23 protein-coding genes are annotated in these 21,006 nt (G+C 70.9%); 11 read left to right on the forward strand and 12 right to left on the reverse strand.

The window, feature by feature from the left end; all coding sequences use genetic code 11:
• Positions 1-7 precede the first annotated feature (7 nt).
• Positions 8-1,351, reverse strand: coding sequence for an FAD-binding oxidoreductase (locus NW895_RS09520; RefSeq protein WP_289934945.1), 1,344 nt, complete (start codon positions 1,349-1,351; stop codon positions 8-10).
• Between the two features lie 133 nt (positions 1,352-1,484).
• Between NW895_RS09520 and NW895_RS09525 the strand changes: the two genes are divergently transcribed.
• The 4 genes from NW895_RS09525 to NW895_RS09540 all read left to right on the forward strand — a co-directional run bounded on the left by NW895_RS09525 (position 1,485) and on the right by NW895_RS09540 (position 4,577).
• Positions 1,485-1,985, forward strand: a complete 501-nt coding sequence (locus NW895_RS09525) for a phosphatase PAP2 family protein (protein ID WP_289934946.1) — start codon at positions 1,485-1,487, stop codon at positions 1,983-1,985.
• Positions 1,978-2,922, forward strand: a complete 945-nt coding sequence (locus tag NW895_RS09530) for a decaprenyl-phosphate phosphoribosyltransferase (RefSeq protein WP_289934947.1) — start codon at positions 1,978-1,980, stop codon at positions 2,920-2,922. The genes NW895_RS09525 and NW895_RS09530 overlap by 8 nt, the downstream gene beginning before the upstream one ends.
• A 318-nt stretch (positions 2,923-3,240) precedes the next feature.
• On the forward strand, positions 3,241-3,681 hold the full coding sequence (locus NW895_RS09535; RefSeq protein WP_289934948.1) for a GtrA family protein: 441 nt from the start codon (positions 3,241-3,243) through the stop codon (positions 3,679-3,681).
• Positions 3,669-4,577 carry a YihY/virulence factor BrkB family protein gene (locus NW895_RS09540; protein WP_289934949.1) on the forward strand — a complete coding sequence of 303 codons (909 nt, stop codon included), beginning with the start codon at positions 3,669-3,671 and terminating at the stop codon, positions 4,575-4,577. The genes NW895_RS09535 and NW895_RS09540 overlap by 13 nt, the downstream gene beginning before the upstream one ends.
• Here the strand turns inward: NW895_RS09540 and NW895_RS09545 are convergent.
• Positions 4,525-5,799, reverse strand: coding sequence for a D-alanyl-D-alanine carboxypeptidase (locus NW895_RS09545; RefSeq protein WP_289934950.1), 1,275 nt, complete (start codon positions 5,797-5,799; stop codon positions 4,525-4,527). The genes NW895_RS09540 and NW895_RS09545 overlap by 53 nt on opposite strands.
• A 172-nt stretch (positions 5,800-5,971) precedes the next feature.
• On the opposite strand from NW895_RS09545, the gene NW895_RS09550 reads away from it, so the two are divergent.
• The 3 genes from NW895_RS09550 (at position 5,972) to NW895_RS09560 (ending at position 9,365) form a co-directional block, all read left to right on the forward strand.
• Positions 5,972-6,211 carry an SCO4848 family membrane protein gene (locus NW895_RS09550; protein WP_289934951.1) on the forward strand — a complete coding sequence of 80 codons (240 nt, stop codon included), beginning with the start codon at positions 5,972-5,974 and terminating at the stop codon, positions 6,209-6,211.
• 25 nt (positions 6,212-6,236) lie between these two features.
• On the forward strand, positions 6,237-7,586 hold the full coding sequence (locus tag NW895_RS09555; RefSeq protein ID WP_289934952.1) for a metallophosphoesterase: 1,350 nt from the start codon (positions 6,237-6,239) through the stop codon (positions 7,584-7,586).
• Between the two features lie 222 nt (positions 7,587-7,808).
• Positions 7,809-9,365 (forward strand): ABC transporter substrate-binding protein, encoded by a 1,557-nt coding sequence (locus tag NW895_RS09560; RefSeq protein WP_289934953.1) that lies wholly within the window; start codon positions 7,809-7,811, stop codon positions 9,363-9,365.
• Here NW895_RS09560 and NW895_RS09565 read toward each other — a convergent pair whose 3' ends face one another.
• From NW895_RS09565 to NW895_RS09600, 8 genes are all read right to left on the reverse strand, one after another.
• Entirely contained in the window at positions 9,366-10,094 is a 729-nt protein-coding gene (locus tag NW895_RS09565; protein ID WP_289934954.1) for a TetR family transcriptional regulator, read from the reverse strand.
• Between the two features lie 45 nt (positions 10,095-10,139).
• Positions 10,140-10,550 (reverse strand): VOC family protein, encoded by a 411-nt coding sequence (locus NW895_RS09570; protein WP_289934955.1) that lies wholly within the window; start codon positions 10,548-10,550, stop codon positions 10,140-10,142.
• Between the two features lie 31 nt (positions 10,551-10,581).
• On the reverse strand, positions 10,582-11,352 hold the full coding sequence (locus tag NW895_RS09575) for a hypothetical protein (protein WP_289934956.1): 771 nt from the start codon (positions 11,350-11,352) through the stop codon (positions 10,582-10,584).
• Positions 11,353-11,607: 255 nt separating this feature from the next.
• Positions 11,608-12,387 carry a succinate dehydrogenase iron-sulfur subunit gene (locus NW895_RS09580; RefSeq protein WP_289934957.1) on the reverse strand — a complete coding sequence of 260 codons (780 nt, stop codon included), beginning with the start codon at positions 12,385-12,387 and terminating at the stop codon, positions 11,608-11,610.
• The gene (gene sdhA, locus NW895_RS09585; RefSeq protein WP_289934958.1) at positions 12,387-14,141 is read right to left on the reverse strand and encodes a succinate dehydrogenase flavoprotein subunit; all 1,755 of its coding nucleotides are present in this window, start codon (positions 14,139-14,141) and stop codon (positions 12,387-12,389) included. The genes NW895_RS09580 and sdhA overlap by 1 nt, the downstream gene beginning before the upstream one ends.
• A 19-nt stretch (positions 14,142-14,160) precedes the next feature.
• On the reverse strand, positions 14,161-14,643 hold the full coding sequence (locus NW895_RS09590; RefSeq protein ID WP_289934959.1) for a succinate dehydrogenase hydrophobic membrane anchor subunit: 483 nt from the start codon (positions 14,641-14,643) through the stop codon (positions 14,161-14,163).
• A 5-nt stretch (positions 14,644-14,648) separates the two neighbouring features.
• The gene (sdhC, locus tag NW895_RS09595) at positions 14,649-15,029 is read right to left on the reverse strand and encodes a succinate dehydrogenase, cytochrome b556 subunit (RefSeq protein WP_289934960.1); all 381 of its coding nucleotides are present in this window, start codon (positions 15,027-15,029) and stop codon (positions 14,649-14,651) included.
• Positions 15,030-15,218: 189 nt separating this feature from the next.
• Positions 15,219-15,707: a 2-oxo-4-hydroxy-4-carboxy-5-ureidoimidazoline decarboxylase gene (locus NW895_RS09600; RefSeq protein WP_289935502.1), complete on the reverse strand. Its 489-nt coding sequence runs from the start codon at positions 15,705-15,707 to the stop codon at positions 15,219-15,221.
• Between the two features lie 229 nt (positions 15,708-15,936).
• Here NW895_RS09600 and NW895_RS09605 point away from each other — a divergent pair, with 229 nt between their 5' ends.
• The 3 genes from NW895_RS09605 (at position 15,937) to NW895_RS09615 (ending at position 18,824) form a co-directional block, all read left to right on the forward strand.
• Positions 15,937-17,532, forward strand: a complete 1,596-nt coding sequence (locus tag NW895_RS09605; RefSeq protein ID WP_289935503.1) for a glycoside hydrolase family 20 protein — start codon at positions 15,937-15,939, stop codon at positions 17,530-17,532.
• A gap of 93 nt (positions 17,533-17,625) precedes the next feature.
• Complete coding sequence (locus NW895_RS09610; RefSeq protein ID WP_289934961.1) at positions 17,626-18,129, forward strand: hypothetical protein; 504 nt, start codon at positions 17,626-17,628, stop codon at positions 18,127-18,129.
• 95 nt (positions 18,130-18,224) lie between these two features.
• The gene (locus tag NW895_RS09615) at positions 18,225-18,824 is read left to right on the forward strand and encodes a hypothetical protein (RefSeq protein WP_289934962.1); all 600 of its coding nucleotides are present in this window, start codon (positions 18,225-18,227) and stop codon (positions 18,822-18,824) included.
• A gap of 21 nt (positions 18,825-18,845) precedes the next feature.
• Here NW895_RS09615 and NW895_RS09620 read toward each other — a convergent pair whose 3' ends face one another.
• On the reverse strand, positions 18,846-19,340 hold the full coding sequence (locus tag NW895_RS09620; protein ID WP_289934963.1) for a DUF1877 family protein: 495 nt from the start codon (positions 19,338-19,340) through the stop codon (positions 18,846-18,848).
• A 167-nt stretch (positions 19,341-19,507) separates the two neighbouring features.
• On the opposite strand from NW895_RS09620, the gene NW895_RS09625 reads away from it, so the two are divergent.
• Positions 19,508-19,903 (forward strand): hypothetical protein, encoded by a 396-nt coding sequence (locus NW895_RS09625; protein WP_289934964.1) that lies wholly within the window; start codon positions 19,508-19,510, stop codon positions 19,901-19,903.
• Between the two features lie 203 nt (positions 19,904-20,106).
• Here the strand turns inward: NW895_RS09625 and NW895_RS09630 are convergent, their stop codons facing one another.
• Positions 20,107-20,607: a hypothetical protein gene (locus tag NW895_RS09630; RefSeq protein WP_289934965.1), complete on the reverse strand. Its 501-nt coding sequence runs from the start codon at positions 20,605-20,607 to the stop codon at positions 20,107-20,109.
• Between the last annotated feature and the right edge of the window lie 399 nt (positions 20,608-21,006).

Here is a 21,006-nt window from a genome sequence, read left to right on the forward strand (position 1 = left end):
ACAGCTCCTAGAGGTTGAGTCGGCGGGAGAGGTCCGAGGTGAACACCCCGCGCGGGTCCAGCTCCGCGCGCAGCGCGCGGAAGTCGTCGAGACGCGGGTACATCACGGCGAGCAGCTCCGGTCGCAGCCGGGAGTCCTTGGCCAGGTACACGCGCCCGCCCGCGGCGGCGACCTCCTCGTCCAGCTCGTCGAGGAAGGCGCCGAGGCCGGGCAGGCCCGCCGGGATGTCCAGGGCCAGCGTCCAGCCGGGCACGGGGAAGGAGAGCCAGCCGGGGTCGGCCTGACCGAACCGCTTGAGGACGGCCAGGAAGGACGGGCAGCGGCGCTGCGAGATGCGCCGCACGATCCTGCGCAGGGTGTCCTCCCGGCCGTCTCCGACGACGAACTGGTACTGCACGAAGCCGCCGCGGCCGTAGACGCGGTTCCAGTGGGGAACGCCGTCCAGGGGGTGGAAGAAGGCGGAGATCCGCTGCAGCTGACCGGTACGCGCGCGTGGTGCCTTGCGGTACCAGAGTTCGTTGAACAGGCCCACGGTGGTCCGGCTGAGCAGGCCCTCCGGGACGAAGGCGGGGGCGGCCGGGAGGCGGGAGGTCCGGAAGGCCAGCGGGTCCCTGCGCGCGCGTGTGCCGCTCGGCAGTGCCTCCACCGGGGCGTGGTCGCCGCGGGTGAGCACCGCGCGGCCGGTCGCGGCGCCGCGCGCCAGCAGGTCGATCCAGGCGACCGAGTAGCGGTAGTGGTGGTCGGTGGCGGCCAGGCGGGCCATCAGGTCGTCGAGGTCGCTCGCGCGCTCGGTGTCGACCGACATCAGCGAGGTCTCGACCGGCTGGAGCCGGAGCGTCGCGGTCAGGATCGCGCCGGTCAGTCCCATGCCGCCCGCGGTGGCGTCGAACAGGGGGGTGCCGCGGCTCACGGTCCGGATCCCGCCGTCGGCGGTGAGCAGCTCCAGCGCCAGGACGTGCCGGGAGAACGAGCCCGACACATGGTGGTTCTTGCCGTGGATGTCCGCGCCGATCGCCCCGCCGACCGTCACATAGCGCGTGCCGGGCGTCACCGGCACGAACCAGCCGAGCGGCAGCAGCACCTCCATCAGCCGGTGCAGGGAGACCCCCGCGTCGCACCACACGGTCCCGTCGTCGGCGTCGATGGCGTGGACGCGGTCCAGGCCCGTCATGTCGAGCACGGCCCCGCCGGCGTTCTGCGCCGCGTCCCCGTACGCCCGTCCCAGGCCCCTCGGGATGCTCCCGCGGGTCCCGCACCGCCGGACGGCCTCCGCGGCTTCCTCGTACGTCCGGGGGCGGACCAGACGGGCGGCGGTGGGAGCCGTACGGCCCCACCCGGTGACAGTGGACATGTCGGTGACCGTATCGCCCTTATGTGAGCGATCAGTTTTGAAACATGGAATTCCTCCCCGAAATGGGTGATTAATGGGATGTCGCTCAATATTGCCGGAGTTCCTGCCGGGTGGACGTGAACAGTGAGTCCACATGGACGACATGGACCACCGGATCGTTACGGCGCTCAGGGCGTGCGGCACCGACCCGCGCGTGGCCGACGCCGCGCGCGCCCTGTCGTGGGCGGGGGAGCACGGGGCGCTGTGGCTCGTGGCGGGGCTCGCCGGCGCCGCCGTGGACGGGGAGCGCCGCGGCGCCTGGCTGCGCGGAACGGCGCTCACCGCGGGCGCGCACCTCGTCAGCATGGGGGTGAAACGGGTCGTGCGCCGTCCGCGCCCGGCACATGTCGAGCCCCTGGTGCGCACCACGGGCCGGCACTCGTTCCCCAGTTCGCACGCCACCTCGGCCGCGGCCGCCGCCGTCGCCTTCGGCGCACTGGGCGCGCGTCCGATCCCGCCGCTCGCCGCCGCGATGTGCCTCGCGCGTGTGGTCGCCGGCGTCCACTACCCCTCCGACGTGGCGGCCGGCGCGGCCCTGGGCGCGCTCACGGCCCGGCTCGGCACCCGCTGGATGAGGGGAGACGCCCGTGGCTGACACGGCGGTCCTGCGGCAACGCACCCCCCACCGGCAGCCCGCGCCGCCCCCGAGAGGCGGCCTCCTGAGCGGCCTGCTCAGGACCGCGCGCCCCAGGCAGTGGGTCAAGAACGTCCTGGTCGTGGCCGCCCCGGCCGCCGCCGGCGAACTGTTCACGCCCCACGCCCTGAGCCGGCTCGCCCTCGTCTTCCTCCTGTTCACCGCCTGCGCCGCCGCGGTCTACCTCGTCAACGACGCCCGCGACGCCGAGGCCGACCGCGCCCACCCCGTCAAACGCCACCGCCCGGTCGCCGCCGGACAGGTCCCCGTACCCGTCGCGTACGCCGTCGGAGGCGCCCTCGGCGCCCTGGCGCCCGCCGCCGCGGCCTGGCTGTGCCCGGCCCCCGTCGCGGCTCTGCTGACCGGGTACATCGGCATGCAACTGGCGTACTGCGTCAGCCTCAAGCACGTCCTGGTCGTCGACCTCGCGGTCGTCACGACCGGGTTCCTGATGCGGGCTATGGCCGGCGGGCTCGCCCTCGGCATCCCCCTGTCGCGCTGGTTCCTGATCACCACCGGGTTCGGCGCGCTGTTCATGGTGTCGGCCAAGCGCTACTCCGAAGCCGTCCAGATGGCCGGAAAAGCGGGCGCCACGCGCGCGTTGCTCACCGAGTACACCCCCGGCTACCTCCGCTTCGTCTGGCAGCTCGCGGCCGGTGTCGCCGTCCTCGGCTACTGCCTGTGGGCCCTGGAGGAGGGCGGGGTCCCGCACACCAGCGTGCTGCCCTGGCGGCAACTGTCCATGATCGCTTTCATCCTCGCCGTCCTCCGCTACGCCGTCTTCGCCGACCGCGGCACAGCCGGCGAACCCGAGGACGTCGTCCTGCACGACCGCGCCCTCACCCTCATCGGCCTGGTGTGGGCGGCGATGTACGGCCTGGCGGTGGCGAATTGGTGACCCCGCGCGCGTGGACCCCCGCAGGTCCTTGTGGACCACCGCCCCCTGGGCCCGGCACCCGCGTGCGGGAGGGCCGGCGCGCATATGCAGCTGCTGCGGCGGATGGGCTTCGGTGCACGTCTGCTTGAGGGACGGCGGAAGGGGTTTGGTGCGTGTCTGCGCGAGGGACGGCGGATGGGCTTCGGTGCCGTGGGCGAGGGGTAGCGGATGGGTTTCGGTACGCGCGTGCGTGACGGGCGGCGCACCACTCTCGGTACGCGCGAGCGGCCGGCGCGGCGGACAGCTCTCGGCGCGCGTGCGTGGGTAAGGCGGCGTGAAGTGCTCGGCGCGCGTGCGTGGGCAAGGCGGCGTGAAGTGCTCGGCTTCGCCGCCGTGGGCCTGGTCGCCTACGCCGTCGACCTCCTGCTCTTCACCTACCTGCGCGGACCGGCCGCCCTCGGCCCCCTCACCGCCAAGGCGCTGGCCTTCGTCGTGGCCTGCACGGTGGCGTACGCGGGCAACGCGCTCGGCACCTACCGGCACACGCGGCCCAGCGGCCTGCGCCCGTACGCCGCCTTCTTCGCGGTGAACGTCGCCGGCGCCGCCGTACAACTGCTGTGCCTGGCCGTCAGCCACTACGGCCTCGGCTTCACCTCGCAACGCGCCGACATCCTCTCCGGCGCCGGAATCGGTATGGCGCTCGCCACTGTCCTCAGGTTTTGGGGCACCCGTACATGGGTCTTCCGCACCGAGGGCAGGTTCGGATCATGGACTGGCTGAAAAAGCTTCCCGTCGTCGGGCCGGCGGCCGCACGACTGATGACCACGCACGCGTGGCGGTCGTACGAGCGTCTGGACCGGGTGAAGTGGACCCGGCTGGCCGCCGCGATGACGTTCACCAGTTTCGTCGCGCTCTTCCCGCTGCTGACCGTGGGCGCCGCGATCACCGCCGCCACCCTCAGCACCGAACAGCAGAACACGCTGGAGGACAAGCTCGCCCAGCAGGTGCCCGGCATCTCCGACCAGCTGAACGTCGACGGCCTGGTGCAGAACGCCGGCACCGTCGGCGTCATCGCGGGCGCCGCCCTGCTGTTCACCGGCATCGGCTGGGTCGCCTCGATGCGCGACTGTCTGCGCGCGGTGTGGGAGCTGCCGGACGAGGACGAGAACCCGTTCCTGAGCAGGGCCAAGGACGCGGGCATCCTCGTCGGCCTCGGCGGCGCCGTCCTCGTCACGCTCGCCGCCTCCACCGTCGCCTCCGCGATGGTCGGCTGGATCACCCGGCAACTCGGCATCGACGAGGGCGGCTGGGGCGGAGTCCTGCTGCACATCGCCGCGTTCGCCGTCGCCGCACTCGCCGACTTCCTGGTCCTGCTGTACGTCCTGACGCTGCTTCCCGGCGTCGAACCGCCCCGCCACCGCCTGTTCGTGGCCGCGCTGACCGGGGCGGTCGGCTTCGAACTGCTGAAGCTGCTGCTGAGCGGCTATATGCAGGGCGTGGCCACGAAGAGCATGTACGGCGCCTTCGGGGTCCCCGTCGCCCTGCTGCTGTGGATCAACTTCACCTCGAGACTCGTCCTGTTCTGCGCCGCCTGGACGGCGACGCAGAGCAAGGAGACGGAGCTCACGGACGAGTCCTGCGGCGTACCAGATCCGGCAGCGGCCAGCGGCGGTTGACCAGGAACGCACCGCCCGCGAGCAGCACCAGCAGGCCGCCCGTGACGGCGAGCGCGATCCCCATGCCGCTGGTGCCGTCCCCGGCCGGGGCGCTCGCCACCGGCTCGGTCCCGCCCCCGCCCTGCCCGCTGCCGCCGGCCTCGCCGGAGGCATCCGGCTGGGCGCTCGCCCGGACGGCGCTCTTCGGCGGCACCAGCTCGCCCACCGGCTGCACCTTGCCGGCCGCCTTGAAGCCCCAGTCGAACAGGCGGGCGGTCTCCTTGTAGACCTCGTTGTGCTCTGCCTTCTCCGGGTGCATGACGGTGACGAGCAGCACCCTGCCGTTCCGCTCGGCGACACCGGTGAAGGTGGCCCCCGCGTTGGTGGTGTTGCCGTTCTTCACGCCCGCGATGCCCTGGTACTGGGAGATGTCGTAGTCACCGGTCAGCAGCCGGTTGGTGTTCTGGATCTCGAAGGACTCGCGGACCTTCTTGCCCTTCTTGTTCTTCTTCGTCTCGCCCGGGAACTTCGCGGTGAGCGTCGAGCAGTACTCGCGGAAGTCCTTCTTCTGCAGCCCCGAGCGGGCGAACAGCGTCAGGTCGTACGCGGAGGAGACCTGCCCCTCGGCGTCGTAGCCGTCGGGGCTGACGACGTGCGTGTCGAGGGCCTGCAGCTCCTCGGCGTGCTCGTTCATCTCCTTGACGGTGTTGTCGATGCCGTCGTTCATCTGGGACAGCACATGCACGGCGTCGTTCCCGGACCGCAGGAAGACACCGAGCCACAGGTCGTGGACCGTGTAGGTCTCGTTCTCCTTTATCCCGACCATGCTGGAGCCGCCGCCTATGCCGGCCAGGTCGGAGGGCTCGACCTTGTGCTTCATGGTCTTCGGGAACTTCGGCAGCACCGTGTCGGCGAACAGCATCTTCAGCGTGCTCGCCGGGGCCAGCCGCCAGTGCGCGTTGTGCGCGGCGAGGACTTCACCTGACTCGGCGTCGGCGACGATCCAGGAGCGGGCGGTGACGTCCTTGGGGATCACCGGTACGCCGCCCGCCAGGTTGACCTGTGTGCCGGACTGCCCGAGCCGGTTACCGCCCACGGTCGACATCTTGGCCGGGGGAGTGGCCGACGGACTCGCCGAGGGCTTCGGGGCGGCGAGAGCGACGGGCGCGGTGAGCGCGAGGGACGACAGGACGGCTGAGGTGACCAGCAGGGATCGCCTGATGGCCTTCTTGGGTGCGGGCACGACCGAGAAGGTACATGCCAGGGAACGGGAAGTCCCGCGCCCACCCCTACCCCGCAGAGGGAACCGGACACGGTCTGGCGATACTGGACGCATGCTGTGCTCATCCGGGGGACAACCCCCGGACCCCCGGCCGGCCCCGGGCGCCGGGCGCTGTGAGGAAAGGTCTGCTTGCGTGAAACTCAGCCGCCCCGTCTCCTGGTTCCTGCTCGCCTTCGGGGTGTGGAGCTGGGTCATCTGGATCACTTTCGTCAAAAACCTGATCAAGGACAGCAGCGGGCTCGCGTTCGATGACGGTCACCCGACGGCGTACTTCTGGGTGCACCTGACGCTCGCCGTCGTTTCCTTCGTATTGGGGACGGTCATCGGGGCCATCGGGTTGCGCGGAGTGCGGGCACTGCGCCGCACGTCATAGGAAACGACCGAGGGGATACGACGGCATGGTGGTCGTCTTCGTGCTCGTCGCGCTGGCCGTGGCGAGCGTGCTGGTGGCGGGCAACTGGTACATGTGGCGCCGCCTGTTCCGGGACACCACCCGTGGCCCGGGTCCCGTCCGCCGTACGGGCGCGGTGCTGATCGCCGGCGGCTGGGCACTGGCCGTGGGCGCCCTCGTCGCCGAGCGCACCGGTGCCCCCTTCTGGCTCCAGCGCGTCCTGGCCTGGCCGGGCTTCCTGTGGCTGGCGCTGTCGGTCTACCTGCTGCTGGCGGTGCTGGCGGGCGAGGCCGTACGACCGCTGCTGCGGCGGCTGCCGGCCCGACGGGCGGCCGCGACGGCCGCAGGGGAGCCGGCGCCGGCTTCGGCAGCCGCCCCGGAGCCGGTCCCGGCGGCAGCGTCGGCAAAGGCGTCCGGCGCGGAGCCGGATCCGGCGGGAGCGCGGCCGAAGAGACCCGGCGCTGAGACCGAGCCCCCGGAGCCGGCCCCCGGGGCCGACGCGCCCGATGCCGCACCGCGCCCCCTCGCCGCCCCCTCCCGCCGCCTGTTCGTCTCCCGGGTCGTCGCCGGTGCCGCCGCCGCGGCCGCCGTGGGGACGGTCGGCTACGGCACGTACGGCGTCCTGAACGGCCCGAAGGTCAAGCGGGTCACCGTGCCGCTGGCCAAGCTGCCGCGCGCGGCGCACGGTTACCGCATCGCGGTGGTCAGCGACATCCACCTCGGTCCGGTCCTCGGCCGGGGCTTCGCCCAGCGGGTCGTCGACACGATCAACGCGACCCAACCCGACCTCATCGCGGTCGTCGGCGACCTGGTCGACGGCAGCGTGAAGGACCTGGGCCCCGCGGCGGCCCCGCTCGCCCAGCTGACGGCCCGGCACGGCGCCTACTTCGTCACCGGCAACCACGAGTACTTCTCCGGCGCCGAGCAGTGGGTCGAGGAGGTACGCCGCCTGGGCCTGCACCCCCTGGAGAACGCCCGCACGGAACTGCCCCACTTCGACCTCGCCGGCGTCAACGACGTGGCCGGCGAGGACGAGGGCCAGGGGCCCGACTTCGCCAGGGCCCTCGGCGACCGGGACCCGGCACGCGCGTGCGTGCTGCTCGCCCACCAGCCGGTGCAGATCCACGACGCCGTCGAACACGGCGTCGACCTCCAGCTCTCCGGCCACACCCACGGCGGCCAGCTCTGGCCCGGCAATCTCATCGCGGCGGCCGCGAACCCGACCGTGGCGGGACTGGAGCGCTACGGCGACACCCAGCTGTACGTCAGCCGGGGCGCGGGCGCATGGGGTCCGCCCACGCGCGTGGGGGCGCCGTCGGACATCACGGTGATCGAGCTGGCGTCACGTCAGGCATGAGCCGCGCGGTGCCGGAGGTGGCACCGCGTGGCGCCACCGGCGCCGTCCCGGTGAGAACGGTGAGAAATCTGTCCGAAAGCCAGCTTGCGGTAAGGGTTTTCTCAACTCCCCGGTTTTTCCTTCCCTCGGCTCAAGGCCCTGTGATTGGGTGAGCCGCGCCACGAGGAATGTGGCCTATGCACGCAGGCCCCGGCACGCAGGGGCCCGGGGAGGGCAGGACCGATGCGTTCGGTGCGCATGCGGATTCTCGCGGCGCTGCTCGTGCTGGCGGCCGCGGCCGTGGGCGGCTGGCAGCTGTTGCCGTCGAAGAACGGCACGGGCAGGACGATCAGGGTCGGCACGACGGACGCCGTCACCTCGCTCGACCCGGCCGGTGCCTACGACGCCGGTTCCTGGGCTCTGTTCAACAACGTCTTCCAGTCGCTGCTGACCTTCGGCCCGGGCGGCGCCCAGCCCGTCCCCGACGCGGCGCAGAGCTGCAGGTTCGTCGGCAGTGATCTGCGCACCTACCGCTGCGTACTGCGCGAGGGCCTCACCTTCCCGAGCGGCCGCGCGATGACCGCCGAGGATGTGAAGTACTCCTTCGACCGGGTGAAGAGGATCAAGTCCGAGGTCGGGCCCGCCGCCCTGCTGGACACCCTGGCCTCGGTGGACGCCGACGGCCGGACCGTCACCTTCCACCTGTCCTCGCCCGACGCCACCTTCCCGTTCAAGGTCGCCACCGGTGCCGGTGCGATCGTCGACCACACCAAGTACCCGGCGGGCTCCCTGCGCACCGGAAACACCGCCGACGGCACCGGCCCGTACCTCCTCACGGCGTACACGAAGGGCAAGAAGGCGGCCCTCGCGCCCAATCCGCACTACAAGGGCGCCGTCCACCACACCGGCCCCTCCGTCGAACTGCGCTACTACGCGAACCCCGGCGCCCTCGACAGCGCCTGGAAGGCGAAGCGGCTCGACGTCGCCACCCGCCAGCTGCCGCCGAAGGTCCTCGCCGACCTGAACCCGAGCGACCCGAACGAGCGCGTCTTCGAGGCCGACGGCTCCGAGACCCGCAACCTCTACTTCGACACCCGGGCCGGCTCGCCGCTGCACGACACCAAGGTCCGGCAGGCCATGGCCTGGCTGATCAACCGCCCGGAGCTGGTCGACACCGTGTACGACGGAACCGTCGATCCGCTGTACTCGCTGATCCCCACCGGCATCACCGGGCACACCACGTCGTTCTTCGACGACTACGGCCAACCGTCCCCCGGCAACGCGCGCAAGCTGCTCACCGAGGCCGGTGTGAAGCTGCCGGTCCGCTTCACCTACGGGTACGCGATCGGCCGCGGCTCCGGCGCCGAGGAGGCTGCGGAGATCAAACGGGAGCTGGAGGCGACCGGTCTGTTCAAGGTCACCGTCAAGGGCTACGAGTGGACCGACTTCCAGAAGCAGTGGACGAGCGGCCGACTCGACGCGTACGCCGTCGGCTGGGTCCCCGACTACCCCGACGCGGACACCTTCGGCGCCCCGCTCGTCGGCACCGGCGCCACCATGAACACCGGCTACAGCAGCAAGACCGTGGACCGGTTCATCAAGGACAGCCGGCGGTACGCCGACCGCAGCGAGGCCGGTGAGGACTTCCGCGAGGTGCAGGAGACCATCGCCCGTGACGTGCCGGTCATCCCGCTGTGGCAGGCCAAGGAGTACGTCGTCACCAGCGAGGACGTCGGCGGCGGACAGTACCTGACGGACGGCACCGGGATCTTCCGGCTGTCGAGCCTCAGCTGGATCTGATCACTTCCTGGCCGGGTCGGGCAGCGCCTTCGTCATCCCCGGCAGGAAGTCCGTGAACAACTCGTGCACCTCCCGCACCAGCGGCCGCAGCACCCGGAACCGGGCCAGGGCGACCCCGCGCGCCGTGAGCCGCGCCCCGCGCTCGGCGAGCCGGTAGCTGCGCTCACGCCCCTCGGTCCGGTCGAAGATCCAGTACAGCACGAGCCCCATCTGCGCCAGCCACATCAACTCGGGCAGGGCGTCCCGGAGTTCCGCGGGCACCTTGGTCCTGGATCCCGCGAGCACCTTGCGGTGGACGCTGATGGCCTCCTCGCGCGCGCGTGCCGACTCGGGGGAGAAGGGGCTGAGCGGGCTGTCCGGGTCGGCGGCGTTCTTGAAGAACTGCACCGCGAACTCGTGGTACGGCGTGGCGATGTCCAGCCACGCCTTCAGCACGCCCGCGAGCCGCGCCTCCAGGTCGGTCTCCCGCTCCAGGACCTCACGGACCGCCAGCTGGTGCTCGGCGGCGATCCGGTCGTAGAAGCCCTGGATCAGGTGCTCCTTGCCCTCGAAGTAGTAGTACGCGTTGCCGACGGAGACCCCGGCCTCCTGGGCGATGGCCCGCATCGTCGTCCTGTCGTAGCCGCGCTCCTGGAACAGCCGCATGGCCGTCTGAAGGATCAGGGCCCGGGTCTGCTCGGACTTGCTGGGGGTGGGGCCGCCGTCGGGGCCGTCGTTCTTCGCGGACACGGGAGAAGAGCCTAACGAGTGACGCGGGGCCGCCGTCGGGCGACGTCACGGCCGTCGGCCGAGCTCCGGTCGCTTGGTGTAGTCGGTGAGACCGAAGACGTTCCCCCAGGGGTCGGCGAACTCCACGGTCCAGCCGGTGACCGCGGGCAACGGCTCGTCGAGCGGCGCGACACCGGCACCGGCCAGCTCCCGCGCCGCGGCCCGGGCGTCGGGCACCTCCAGCCACACCCGCGGCGACGGCCACGGAGGCGTCCGGTGCCCCAGTCCCTCCTCCACCCGCAGCAGAATGCCGGGCGTCTCACCCCCCACCTTCAGCAACGCGATCCCGCCCTCGTCGAACCGGAAGCCCACCACGAAGCCGGCCCGCTCGTAGAACCCCACGGCCTCGTCGAGATCCCCGACGGGCAGCAGCACGTTGTCGAAACCGAGCAGCTCGTACGACTCGTCATCTGACATGACGTCAGATTAGGTCATGACGTCTCCGGTCTCAGGCTCCGCAGCCGCCCACGCGCCGTGTGCTCAGCGCGATGTCGTCCATCCGGACCTCGTACGACGACGGCGTCGGGTCGGCCTGGTACAGCTGCCAGCCCAGCTTGAGCTGGTCGAAGGCGGGGAAGACGAAGGGATCCGATGTGCCGCCGTGGTGGTGGGTGGAGACGGTGAGGTCGGGCTGTTCGACGCCGTCGAAGTAGACGGTGACGCGGTTGTCCTTGGCGTCCAGATGGAATTCCACGCACTGCCACTTCGCGGCGGTCGCCGGCGCCGAGGTCTTCCACGCCGTCCAGTCGCCCGTGGGGCCCAGGTCGGAGCCGACGCCCCAGAAGTTGCCGTGGTCGGTGGGGGCGTACTGGCCGCCCAGAGGGCGGACGAGGGTGGGCGAGTCCGTGCCGGAGGCCTCGGCGATCGTCCAGTGGGCCCAGTCGGGGGCGGTTGGGAAGGCGTCGACCCGCAGGCGCAGGCGGGCCCAGAAGCTGTTGCCGGGCGGCTTGAGTCCGGGGAAGACGAGGAAGGCGCGGCCGTTGCCCTCGGTGCGGAGACGGAGTTCTCGGCCGTGGCCGGTGGAGCTGGGGGTGACGGTGAGGGTGCCGTTGGACGTGTCGGCGGTCCAGTCACGGCCGGATGTGACCGGGCCGAGGGGGAGGCGGTCGAAGGTCTCCCGGGCGAGGGGGGAGTGGGGGGTGGGCGCCGCCGGGGCCGCGGCGAGCAGGACGGAAGCCGCGGCCAGCAGTGTGGCGGCGGCTTTTCTCAGGGCTGCCATGAGGGCAGTCTGGCGACGGACGGTACGGCTGTGACAGAGGTTGCGCGCTAAGTGGCCGGTCGGGTTCCGTTTCTGTCCGGATCAGGTCAGTCGCTCTTCTTCGGCTGGTCCTGTCACGGACATCATCGCGAGGGCTGGACACCGCCGTGCCGTGAGCCATGCGAGTCACTCGATCGGTCTCCCCGAAGAGCCCGAAGGCCCCGCCCCGGCGTCAAGCCGGGAAACGGGGCCCTCGCGGACGTACAAGGACCGACGTCAGAAGCGGCGCGTGATCAGCGCCCGCTTCACCTCGGCGATCGCCTTGGTGACCTCGATACCGCGCGGGCAGGCGTCCGTGCAGTTGAAGGTCGTGCGGCAGCGCCAGACGCCGTCGCGGTCGTTGAGGATCTCCAGGCGCTGTTCGGCGGCCTCGTCGCGCGAGTCGAAGATGAAGCGGTGCGCGTTGACGATGGCGGCCGGGCCGAAGTACTGGCCGTCGTTCCAGAAGACCGGGCACGAGGTGGTGCAGGCGGCGCACAGGATGCACTTCGTCGTGTCGTCGAAGCGCTCGCGGTCCTCGGCCGACTGCAGACGCTCACGCGTCGGCTCGTTGGTGTCCTTCGTGATGAGGAAGGGCATCACGTCGCGGTACGCCTGGAAGAACGGCTCCATGTCGACGACCAGGTCCTTCAGGACCGTCAGGCCCTTGATGGGCTCGACCGTGATCGGCTTCTCGGGGTTGATGTCCTTGATCAGCGTCTTGCACGCCAGGCGGTTCTTGCCGTTGATCCGCATGGCGTCGGAGCCGCAGATGCCGTGGGCGCAGGAGCGGCGGAAGGTGAGCGTGCCGTCGACGTCCCACTTGATCTTGTGGAGGCCGTCGAGGACGCGCTCCTTGGGGTCGATCTCGATCTGGAAGTCTTCCCAGGTCGCGTCCGCCGAGACCTCCGGGTTGAACCGGCGGATCCGGAAGGTGACGGTGATGTAGGGGGAGTCGGCGAAACCGGGCTCGGGCTTGCCGGCCGCGTCTTCCTTGTCCAGAACAGGGGTAGCCATCAGTACTTACGCTCCATCGGCTGGTAGCGGGTCTGGACGACCGGCTTGTAGTCGAGACGGACGGTTTCGGAGCCGTCGGCGCCGACCTCGCGGTACGCCATGGTGTGGCGCATGAAGTTGACGTCGTCGCGGTTGGGGTAGTCCTCGCGGTAGTGACCACCGCGGGACTCCTTGCGGGCCAGCGCCGAGACGGCCATGACCTCGGCCAGGTCCAGCAGGTTGCCCAGCTCGATGGCCTCCAGCAGGTCCGTGTTGAACCGCTTGCCCTTGTCCTGGATCGCCACGTTCTTGTAGCGCTCGCGCAGCTCGGCGATCTTCTCGACCGCCGTCTTGATCGTCTGCTCGGTGCGGAACACCATGACGTTGGCGTCCATGGTCTCCTGCAGCTCCCGGCGCAGCACGGTGACCCGCTCGGTGCCGGTCGACGAGCGCAGGCGCTCGATCTGCTCGGCGACGAGGGACTCCGGGTTCTCCGGCAGCTCGACGAAGTCCGCCTTCTGAGCGTACTCCGCCGCCGCGATGCCGGCCCGCTTGCCGAAGACGTTGATGTCCAGCAGGGAGTTCGTGCCGAGACGGTTGGCGCCGTGCACGGACACGCAGGCGACCTCGCCGGCCGCGTACAGGCCCGGGACGACCGTGGTGTTGTCCGCCAGGACCTCGCCCTCGACGTTGGTCGGGATGCCGCCCATCGCGTAGTGCGCGGTCGGCTGGATCGGGATCGGGTCCGTGTACGGCTCGATGCCCAGGTACGTCCGCGCGAACTCGGTGATGTCCGGGAGCTTGGCGTCCAGCTGCTCCGGCGGCAGGTGGGTCAGGTCCAGGTAGACGTGGTCGCCCTCGGGGCCACAGCCGCGGCCTTCCCGGATCTCCGTGTAGATCGAGCGGGACACGACGTCACGGGAGGCCAGGTCCTTCATCACCGGCGCGTACTTCTCCATGAAGCGCTCGCCGTCCTTGTTGCGGAGGATGCCGCCCTCACCGCGGGCGCCCTCCGTCAGCAGGATGCCCATGCGCCAGATGCCGGTCGGGTGGAACTGGAAGAACTCCATGTCCTCCAGCGGAATGCCCCGCCGGTACACGGCCGCCTGGCCGTCACCGGTCAGCGTGTGCGCGTTGGACGTCACCTTGAAGAACTTGCCGCAGCCGCCGGAGGCGTAGATCACGGCCTTCGCCTGGAAGACGTGGATCTCGCCGGTCGCCAGCTCGTACGCCACGACACCGGCCGACTTCTTGACGCCGTCGACCTCGGTGATCAGCTGGTCCAGGACGTAGAACTCGTTGAAGAACTCCACGCCGTGCTTGACGCAGTTCTGGTAGAGCGTCTGCAGGATCATGTGGCCGGTGCGGTCGGCCGCGTAGCAGGAGCGGCGGACCGGGGCCTCGCCGTGGTTGCGCGAGTGACCGCCGAAGCGGCGCTGGTCGATGGTGCCGTTCGGGGTGCGGTTGAACGGCAGGCCCATCTTCTCCAGGTCGAGGACGGAGTCGATGGCCTCCTTCGCCAGGATCTCGGCGGCGTCCTGGTCGACCAGGTAGTCACCGCCCTTGACCGTGTCGAAGGTGTGCCACTCCCAGTTGTCCTCCTCCACGTTGGCCAGCGCGGCGGCCATGCCGCCCTGCGCGGCGCCCGTGTGGGAGCGGGTGGGGTAGAGCTTGGTCAGGACAGCGGTGCGGCTGCGCTTGGTCGCCTCGATGGCGGCACGCATACCGGCGCCACCGGCGCCGACGATGACGGTGTCGTACTTGTGGATCTTCATGATTCTCGCAGCCCCGTGCCTAGCGGATGTTCGGGTCGAAGGTGAAGATCACCAGCGTGCCCAGCAGGATGGTGAACACCGTGGCGGTGTACAGCAGGCCCTTCAGCCACAGCCGCGTGTTCGCGCGCTCCGCGTAGTCGTTGATGACCGTACGCAGGCCGTTGGCGCCGTGCAGCATCGCGAGCCACAGCATCAGCAGGTCCCAGACCTGCCAGAACGGCGAGGCCCAGCGGCCGGCCACGAAGGCGAAGCCGATCTTGGAGACGCCGCCGTCCAGCACGAGCTGGATCAGCAGGTGGCCGAGGACCAGGACGACCAGGACGACGCCGGACAGGCGCATGAACAGCCAGGCGGCCATCTCGAAGTTGCCCCGGGTGGACTTCGGGGTCTTCTTGGTGCGCTTGCGCGGGGCCTCGATGTAGGGCGCCGGGTTGTCGACGTTGTAGACGGAGCCGCCCTCGACGGGGCCGATACCCGAAGCGGTGGATTCAGTGGTGGACATGCGCGTCAGCTCCCGAACAGTTCACGAGCGGCGTGGCCGAGGACGGGGTAGATCGCCCCGAGCATCAGCACGACCCACAGGCCGACCACGGCCCAGAGCATCTGCTTCTGGTAGCGCGCGCCCTTGTACCAGAAGTCGACGGCGATGACGCGCAGGCCGTTGAGCGCGTGGAACAGGATGGCGGCGACGAGGCCGTACTCCAGCAGCGCGACGATCGGCGTCTTGTAGGTGGCCACGACCTTGTCGTAGGCCTCGGGGGACACTCGGACGAGCGCGGTGTCCAGCACGTGAACGAACAGGAAGAAGAAAATGAGGACGCCGGTGACTCGGTGAGCCACCCAGGACCACATTCCTTCCCGGCCGCGGTACAGCGTTCCAGCCGGCACGGAAGTTCCTCCGGGAGCGGGGATTGGGGCCGCGCCGGCTTGTGCTGTCGGTCGGGCCCGGCCGGGTACGGTCCACCGGCCCCCAGCATCGTAGCGAGACGCTGCGGCTGGGCTTACAGGGGCCCTACCGGTGTGATCAAAGTGGCATGCGGGCGGGGGGTATGCCGGGCTCTGGGTTGGGGTGTGCGGTTATGTGCCGGAATGCAGCCCCGCGCCCCTGAGGGTTCTTGCCAGCCTGCCCCTCGCGAGGCGCCGGAGTTCCTCTCTCGTCACCAGGCGTTCCTCCTCCGGGTCGTTCGCCAATCGTGACCGGATGGCCGCCAGGATGTGGTTCAGGGCCTCGCCCTCCGCCAGGCCGTCCAGGCAAATGACGAACACGTGTCCGAATCTGGCCTCGTATGCCGCGTTGGCCGCGCTCAGCGCCGTGTGCGCGGCGGCGTACGTGTTCTCCGGCAGCCTTGGCAGCGACTCGGAGGTCAGGGCCTCCGCCAGGTCCTCCGGTGCCAGGTCGTACGCGGCCTCGTCGGAGGCCGCGAGCAGGGCGTCCAGGTCGGGGTACGGGCGGTGGCCGGCGATGCGGTCGGCCCAGCTCCGGCTGTGCAGGCAGGCGAGCAGAGCGCGCCGGGCCTCGTCGGAGGGCGCGGTGTTGAAGTGCTCCAGGACGGTGGAAGCAGGCAGCGTGGGTCCTTGTGGGCGTCACGTGTGTGTCGGAAGGTGATCCTGTGAGAGGTGCGGCGATACGTTATCGAGTGGGGACTCGATGTGTCCGACGGATGCCCGAATTTCACTCGGAGGGGAGAGTTTCAGAACGCGTGGTGGACAGGTGGTCTTGGGTGACCGGTCGTAGGTTGGCTGAGTGAGTCAGCACAGGCGCCGGGCGTCGGCACAGAAGGTGAAGCAGCAGCGGGTGCTGATCGTGGCGGTGGCCGCCGCGGTGGCGGTGGTCGCGGCCGGGTTGGGCCTCGGGATCTGGGCGGCCTCCGGCGACGACAGCGAGGCGGCGGGTTCGCTGCCGCGGCCGCAGGGCTCGGCGACCGCACCGGGCCCGAGTGCGAGCCCCAGCCCCACCCGCTCGTACCCCCTGTCCGGGACGCCCCGCACGATCCCCGCCGTGAGCGCCCACACCCCCGCGCGCGGACCGGGCTGGAAACCGGAGCGCGGTGACCGCGTGGTCGTGAACGACGCCGAGCTGGCCGACGAGGGGCGGCTGATCGCCGGCGAGCTGGGACTGACGTACGCGGGCGAGCGGGGCGACGTGCGCGACGGGGACGTGCGGCTGGCGCTGAGCGACGACGAGGGGGCGAACCCGGAGTCGTACACCATGACCGTGCGCGGCGGGCGGGTGAACATCAGCGGGCCGGCCGACGCGGGCGTCTTCTACGGCACGCGCACGCTGAAGCAGGAGGTGCACGGCGGCGGTACGGCACCGGAGGGCGTCGTACGGGACGAGCCCGCCAAGCCGCGGCGCGGCTTCATGCTGGACATCGCGCGCAAGCACTTCACGGCCGACTGGATCGAGGACCGGGTCCGGGAGCTCGGCGACCTGAAGTACAACGAGCTCGGGCTGCACTTCTCCGACGACCAGGGGTTCCGGATCGAGTCCGACACGCATCCGGAGATCGTCTCCCGGCAGCACCTGACCAAGGCGCAGGTGAAGAAGATCGTCGACCTCGCCACGAGCCGGCACATCACCGTCGTGCCCGAGATCGACTCCCCGGGACACCTCGGCGCCGTGATCGCCGCACATCCCGAGCTTCAGCTGCGCAACGCCTCGGGCGTGCCCACGCGCGGCGCCATCGACATCTCCAAGGACGAGTCCGCCGAGATCGTCGACGACCTGCTCGACGAGTACGCCGGCGTCTTCCCGGGCGGCCAGTGGCACCTCGGCGGCGACGAGTACCAGGCGCTGGTCGTCTCCGACCCCGAGGCGTCCTATCCGCAGCTGGCCACCGCCGCGCGGGCGCGGTACGGCTCCGGCGCCACCGTCGCCGACCTCACCACCGGCTGGCTCAACGACCGGGCCGCCACCGTCCGCGCCCACGACCGGACGCCCCGGGCGTGGAACGACGGCTTCTTCCGGAACACGTCCGTCCGGCCCGACGGGGACCTGGAGGTCGCGTACTGGACCGGCAAGGAGATCGGCGCCCGGCAGCCGGCGGAGTATCTGAGCGCCGGCCGGAAGGTCGTCAACTACAACGACGAGTTCCTGTACTACGTCCTCGGGCAGCCGCAGACGTTCGTGTATCCGACGGGGGAGCGGATCTACGAGCAGTGGACGCCGCGGGTCCTGCGCGGGACCACGGCCGTGCCCGCCCAGTACGACGACCAGATCCTCGGCGGGAGCTTCGCGGTGTGGTGCGACCTCGCCGGCTCCCAGACGCAGGAGCAGGTCGCGGCCGGGATCCGGCTGCCGCTGCGGGCGACGATCCAGAAGCTGTGGGACGCCGGGCAGCCCGAGCTGTCCTGGCCGCAGTTCCGGGAACTGGCGGGCCGGCTCGGCTGAGCCCGGTGCGGATCGCCCCGTTTCGCTGCGAACTGGCGTACGGCTGTGGTGTATTCGCCCCGAGCCGCACCGACACGCCGGGGGGACCGGGACATGGGCTACTGGGGCTATTTCGTCGTGGGCCGCGCCGAGCGGCCGCTCGCCGAGCTGGACGCGCTGCCGGACGCCGACGGCATGGTGCTGCGCGAGTCGGCGCCGGGCGGCTGGCAGGTGTGGGAGTACCCGAGCAGCGACGGTGACGTCGGGAACATGAACGACCTGGCCCGCGAGACCGGCGCGCCCGCGCTCTTCGGCTACGTCATGGACAGCGACTGCGTGGTGCTGGAGGCGGCGGCGCCCGGGAGCGGGGCGTGGACGACCTGTCTGGCGCGGGCCGCGATGGCCGGGTACCTCGGCGTCGGCAAGGAGGGGAGCACGCTGGAGGACTACTTCCTGGAGCCCGCCGACGCGGCCGAGCGCGCGGTCGCCTGGGCCGCCGAGGCCGGGCACGAGGTGAACGCGGAGGAACTGCTGGACGTACTGACCTCGGACCCTGATCCGCTGGCCGAAAACCTTCTGTTCCGCTTGCTCGACCGTCTCGGCGTGGTGCCCCTGTGACACTCCGGGGACGTTGCACGCAGTAAGGGGAAGTGCGGGTTCCGTAAGGGAGGCGCCCGGACAGCGGCCTGCGGAGGCCCCGAGGGAGGCAGCGGATGAGCCTTGTGGAACTGATCGCCCAGGCCGACGAACGCGGTCTGGCCGCGAGCGGTCTGGCTTGTTTGGATCGGTGCATGCCCCTGCTGGGCGGCGACGACGAGATCCTCCGGCCGCTGTGGGCGAGCCTCGCCGACGGCGACGGCGACGGCGGCGACTGGGGCGAGCGGCTGGAGCAGGCGCGCGGCAAGCTGTCCGGCCCCGGTGAGTCCGAGGACGAGGCCGTGCTGCTGGCCCACCGGATGCTCGCCGCCGCACCGGCCGAGTGGTCCGCCCCCGGGATGCGGGTCTGGGCCGACGCGTGCTCCGTCGCCTCCCTCCGGATACACCGGCTCCTCGACCCGGCGAAGGACGAGGCGTCCTCGGACGAGGCCCTCCCCCGAGCCCTCTCCACGGTGCGGGCGGAGGGGACTCTCGTCGAGGGCCTCACGGAGCGCGTGTCGCCGCTGGTCGCCGCCGAGCTGCGCCGCCAGATCACCGTCCTGGAGCTGCTCGCCGGGCACGGTCCGGCGGGGTTGCGCCGGGCACTGGAGGTGTCGACGGAGGGGCGGCGGGTGCTGCGGGCGGTGGTGTCGCGGCGGGCGCGCGGGCGGAGCTGAGCGCAGGGTGGCCGTGGCAGGTCAGACGAGCAGCCACTTCACCACGGCGTCCCCGTGGTCGGCCGTCTGCCGGTAGAACGCGGTCAGGTCCCGGTGGGTCGCCGCGCAGACGCCCCGTGCCTCCGGCTCCGCGTCGGCGCCGCCGTAGCCCGGCAGCAGCTTGTCGCGGGCGCCGCGCCACAGCTCCTCGAAGTCGGCCGACGTCAGGAACGCGGCGACCCGGGCCACCTGTGCCGCGGTCAGCAGCAGGAAGGGGGGCAGGCCGTGGTCGGGCGGGGACAGCGGGCGGCCGCCGAGGACCACGTGGGCCCGTGGGCCGTCGGGGGCTTGGTGCGGGGGAGTTCCGGCGTACAGGAACTCGTAGCCGAGGTAGCCCTTGTCCAGCACCTCCTCGCGGTGCCGGCCGATCCGCTCCCGGACCGTGTCCCAGTCGTCCTCGAACAGCCGTTGCAGCCAGGTGGCGCTGTTGCGCAGGGCCGGGGGCGGCACTGCCCTCAGATGGAAGTACATGCTCATCAGTGACTGGAGCGCACGCGGGCACCGAACCGTCACTCTTGCGTAAACCTCGCTGGTGAAAGGGTCCTGTGACCGTCCTGCGGCAGGGATGGGGTGGTCCTGCACCGGTTGCGGGCAGCCCCCCGGAACCGCGTGACGGAAGGCCTTTGGGCAGCGCTTTAGCCGATGTGACGACACAGCAGGAAACCAGGCCCTCGGCTGCGGCGAAGCCGGTGCGGTGGGCGGCGGACGCGGTGGCGACCATGCGTGAGGGGGCGCGGCTGCGCCTCGACTACTCCGCGCAGAGCCTCTGGAGCGTCGACCGGATGATCGAACGGATACGGAACGAGGGGGCACCGTTCGCCGCCGTGGAGGCCGTGCTGCGCGGCTTCGGGGCGTACGCCGGTGAGGTGATCGCCCGTCAGTCGGACGGGGAGTGGTGGGCGACGGGCGGCGACCACTGGATCCGCACGCCCGACGGCCGCCTGTGGGACCCGATCGACGAGGCCCGCCGCTGCTTCGCCGGGCACGGCTCACTGCGGCTGCTGTGCCGCGACGCCACGAGCGCGCAGCGGCGGCCGTAACCCGCCGCCGGTCTCGGTTCCGCGTGTGTGGGGCATGGGCGGGCGGGGCGGGCGGGGGACCGGCTTCGGCTGCGCTCGCGGAAGTCGGGTGTGGGCAGGGAATCGGCGTGGGGGCCAGGCGCTTCCGGCCCGCGCGGCGGGAAGCCGGTCCCGGGTCCGCGTGCGTACGGCACGCGGCAGGGCGGCGGGCTCGGTGAGGGCGTTCAGCCGGTGCTCTCTGTCGTGCGCTCCGGGGCGGGCAGTTCTGCGGAGCAGGTGGCGCGGCCGTAGGCGCCGGACGCCGTGGCGCTCTGGACGTGCTTGCCGCGGACCGCGAGAGCGCAGCGGGCCTGGCCGCCCTTTCCGTCCAGGACGATGTTGACCGTCGGCGGCTTGCCGAGCGGTACCCGGACGGTCTTCTTCCAGGGCAGCTCGACGTTCTTCTCGACGGTGGCCCTGCCCGCCTCGCTGCGGGCGAGATAGCTGACCTCGACCCGGCCCTCGCCGGTGACCTCGTAGGTCACGGCGGCGGTCGGCACCCGCCGCTCGGGCCTGTCCTCCTCGCCCAGGCCGCCGAGCACACCGAACAGGACGAGCCCCAGGCACGCGGCCAGCACCGCGGCGCCGACGACAAGGGCGCTGCGGTCGCCGCCGCGCGGCTCCTCTTTCCCGGCCGGGTCCTGCGTTTCGGCCTTCGTTTCGACGTTCGTTTCGGTCGCTGACATGGCCCTGGCTTTCGTCTCTTGTTTCGGCGAACAGGTAATGGATGGTTAATTCACGGGTAATGCACGCCGCGCAATGCCGAGAGTGAACCGAGCGGTTATACCCCATCCAGAGCCACCCGTTCCACCCTCCGGATAAAACCGGCAAACCGGCTCACGGAATGCGGTACGATGCCGGACTCGCCGTCAAGTGCCCTCTATGTCCTCGTGCTTGACCTGCACCTTAACTTCCGTTTACACATGCGGCTCTTCGTGTCATGACACGAAGATGGCCGGTCGGGAATACCTGCCCGGCGGTTTGGTGTGCCCGAATTCCGGTGGGTTACCGGAGGGTACACCTTAAAACGGAAAGGGCATTGGACGTGAAAGTCCGATACGGGAGACTGATCTCCTGCCTTGTGG

It is taken from the genome of Streptomyces sp. S.PNR 29, assembly GCF_030386795.1.
Taxonomy (GTDB): Bacteria; Actinomycetota; Actinomycetes; order Streptomycetales; family Streptomycetaceae; genus Streptomyces.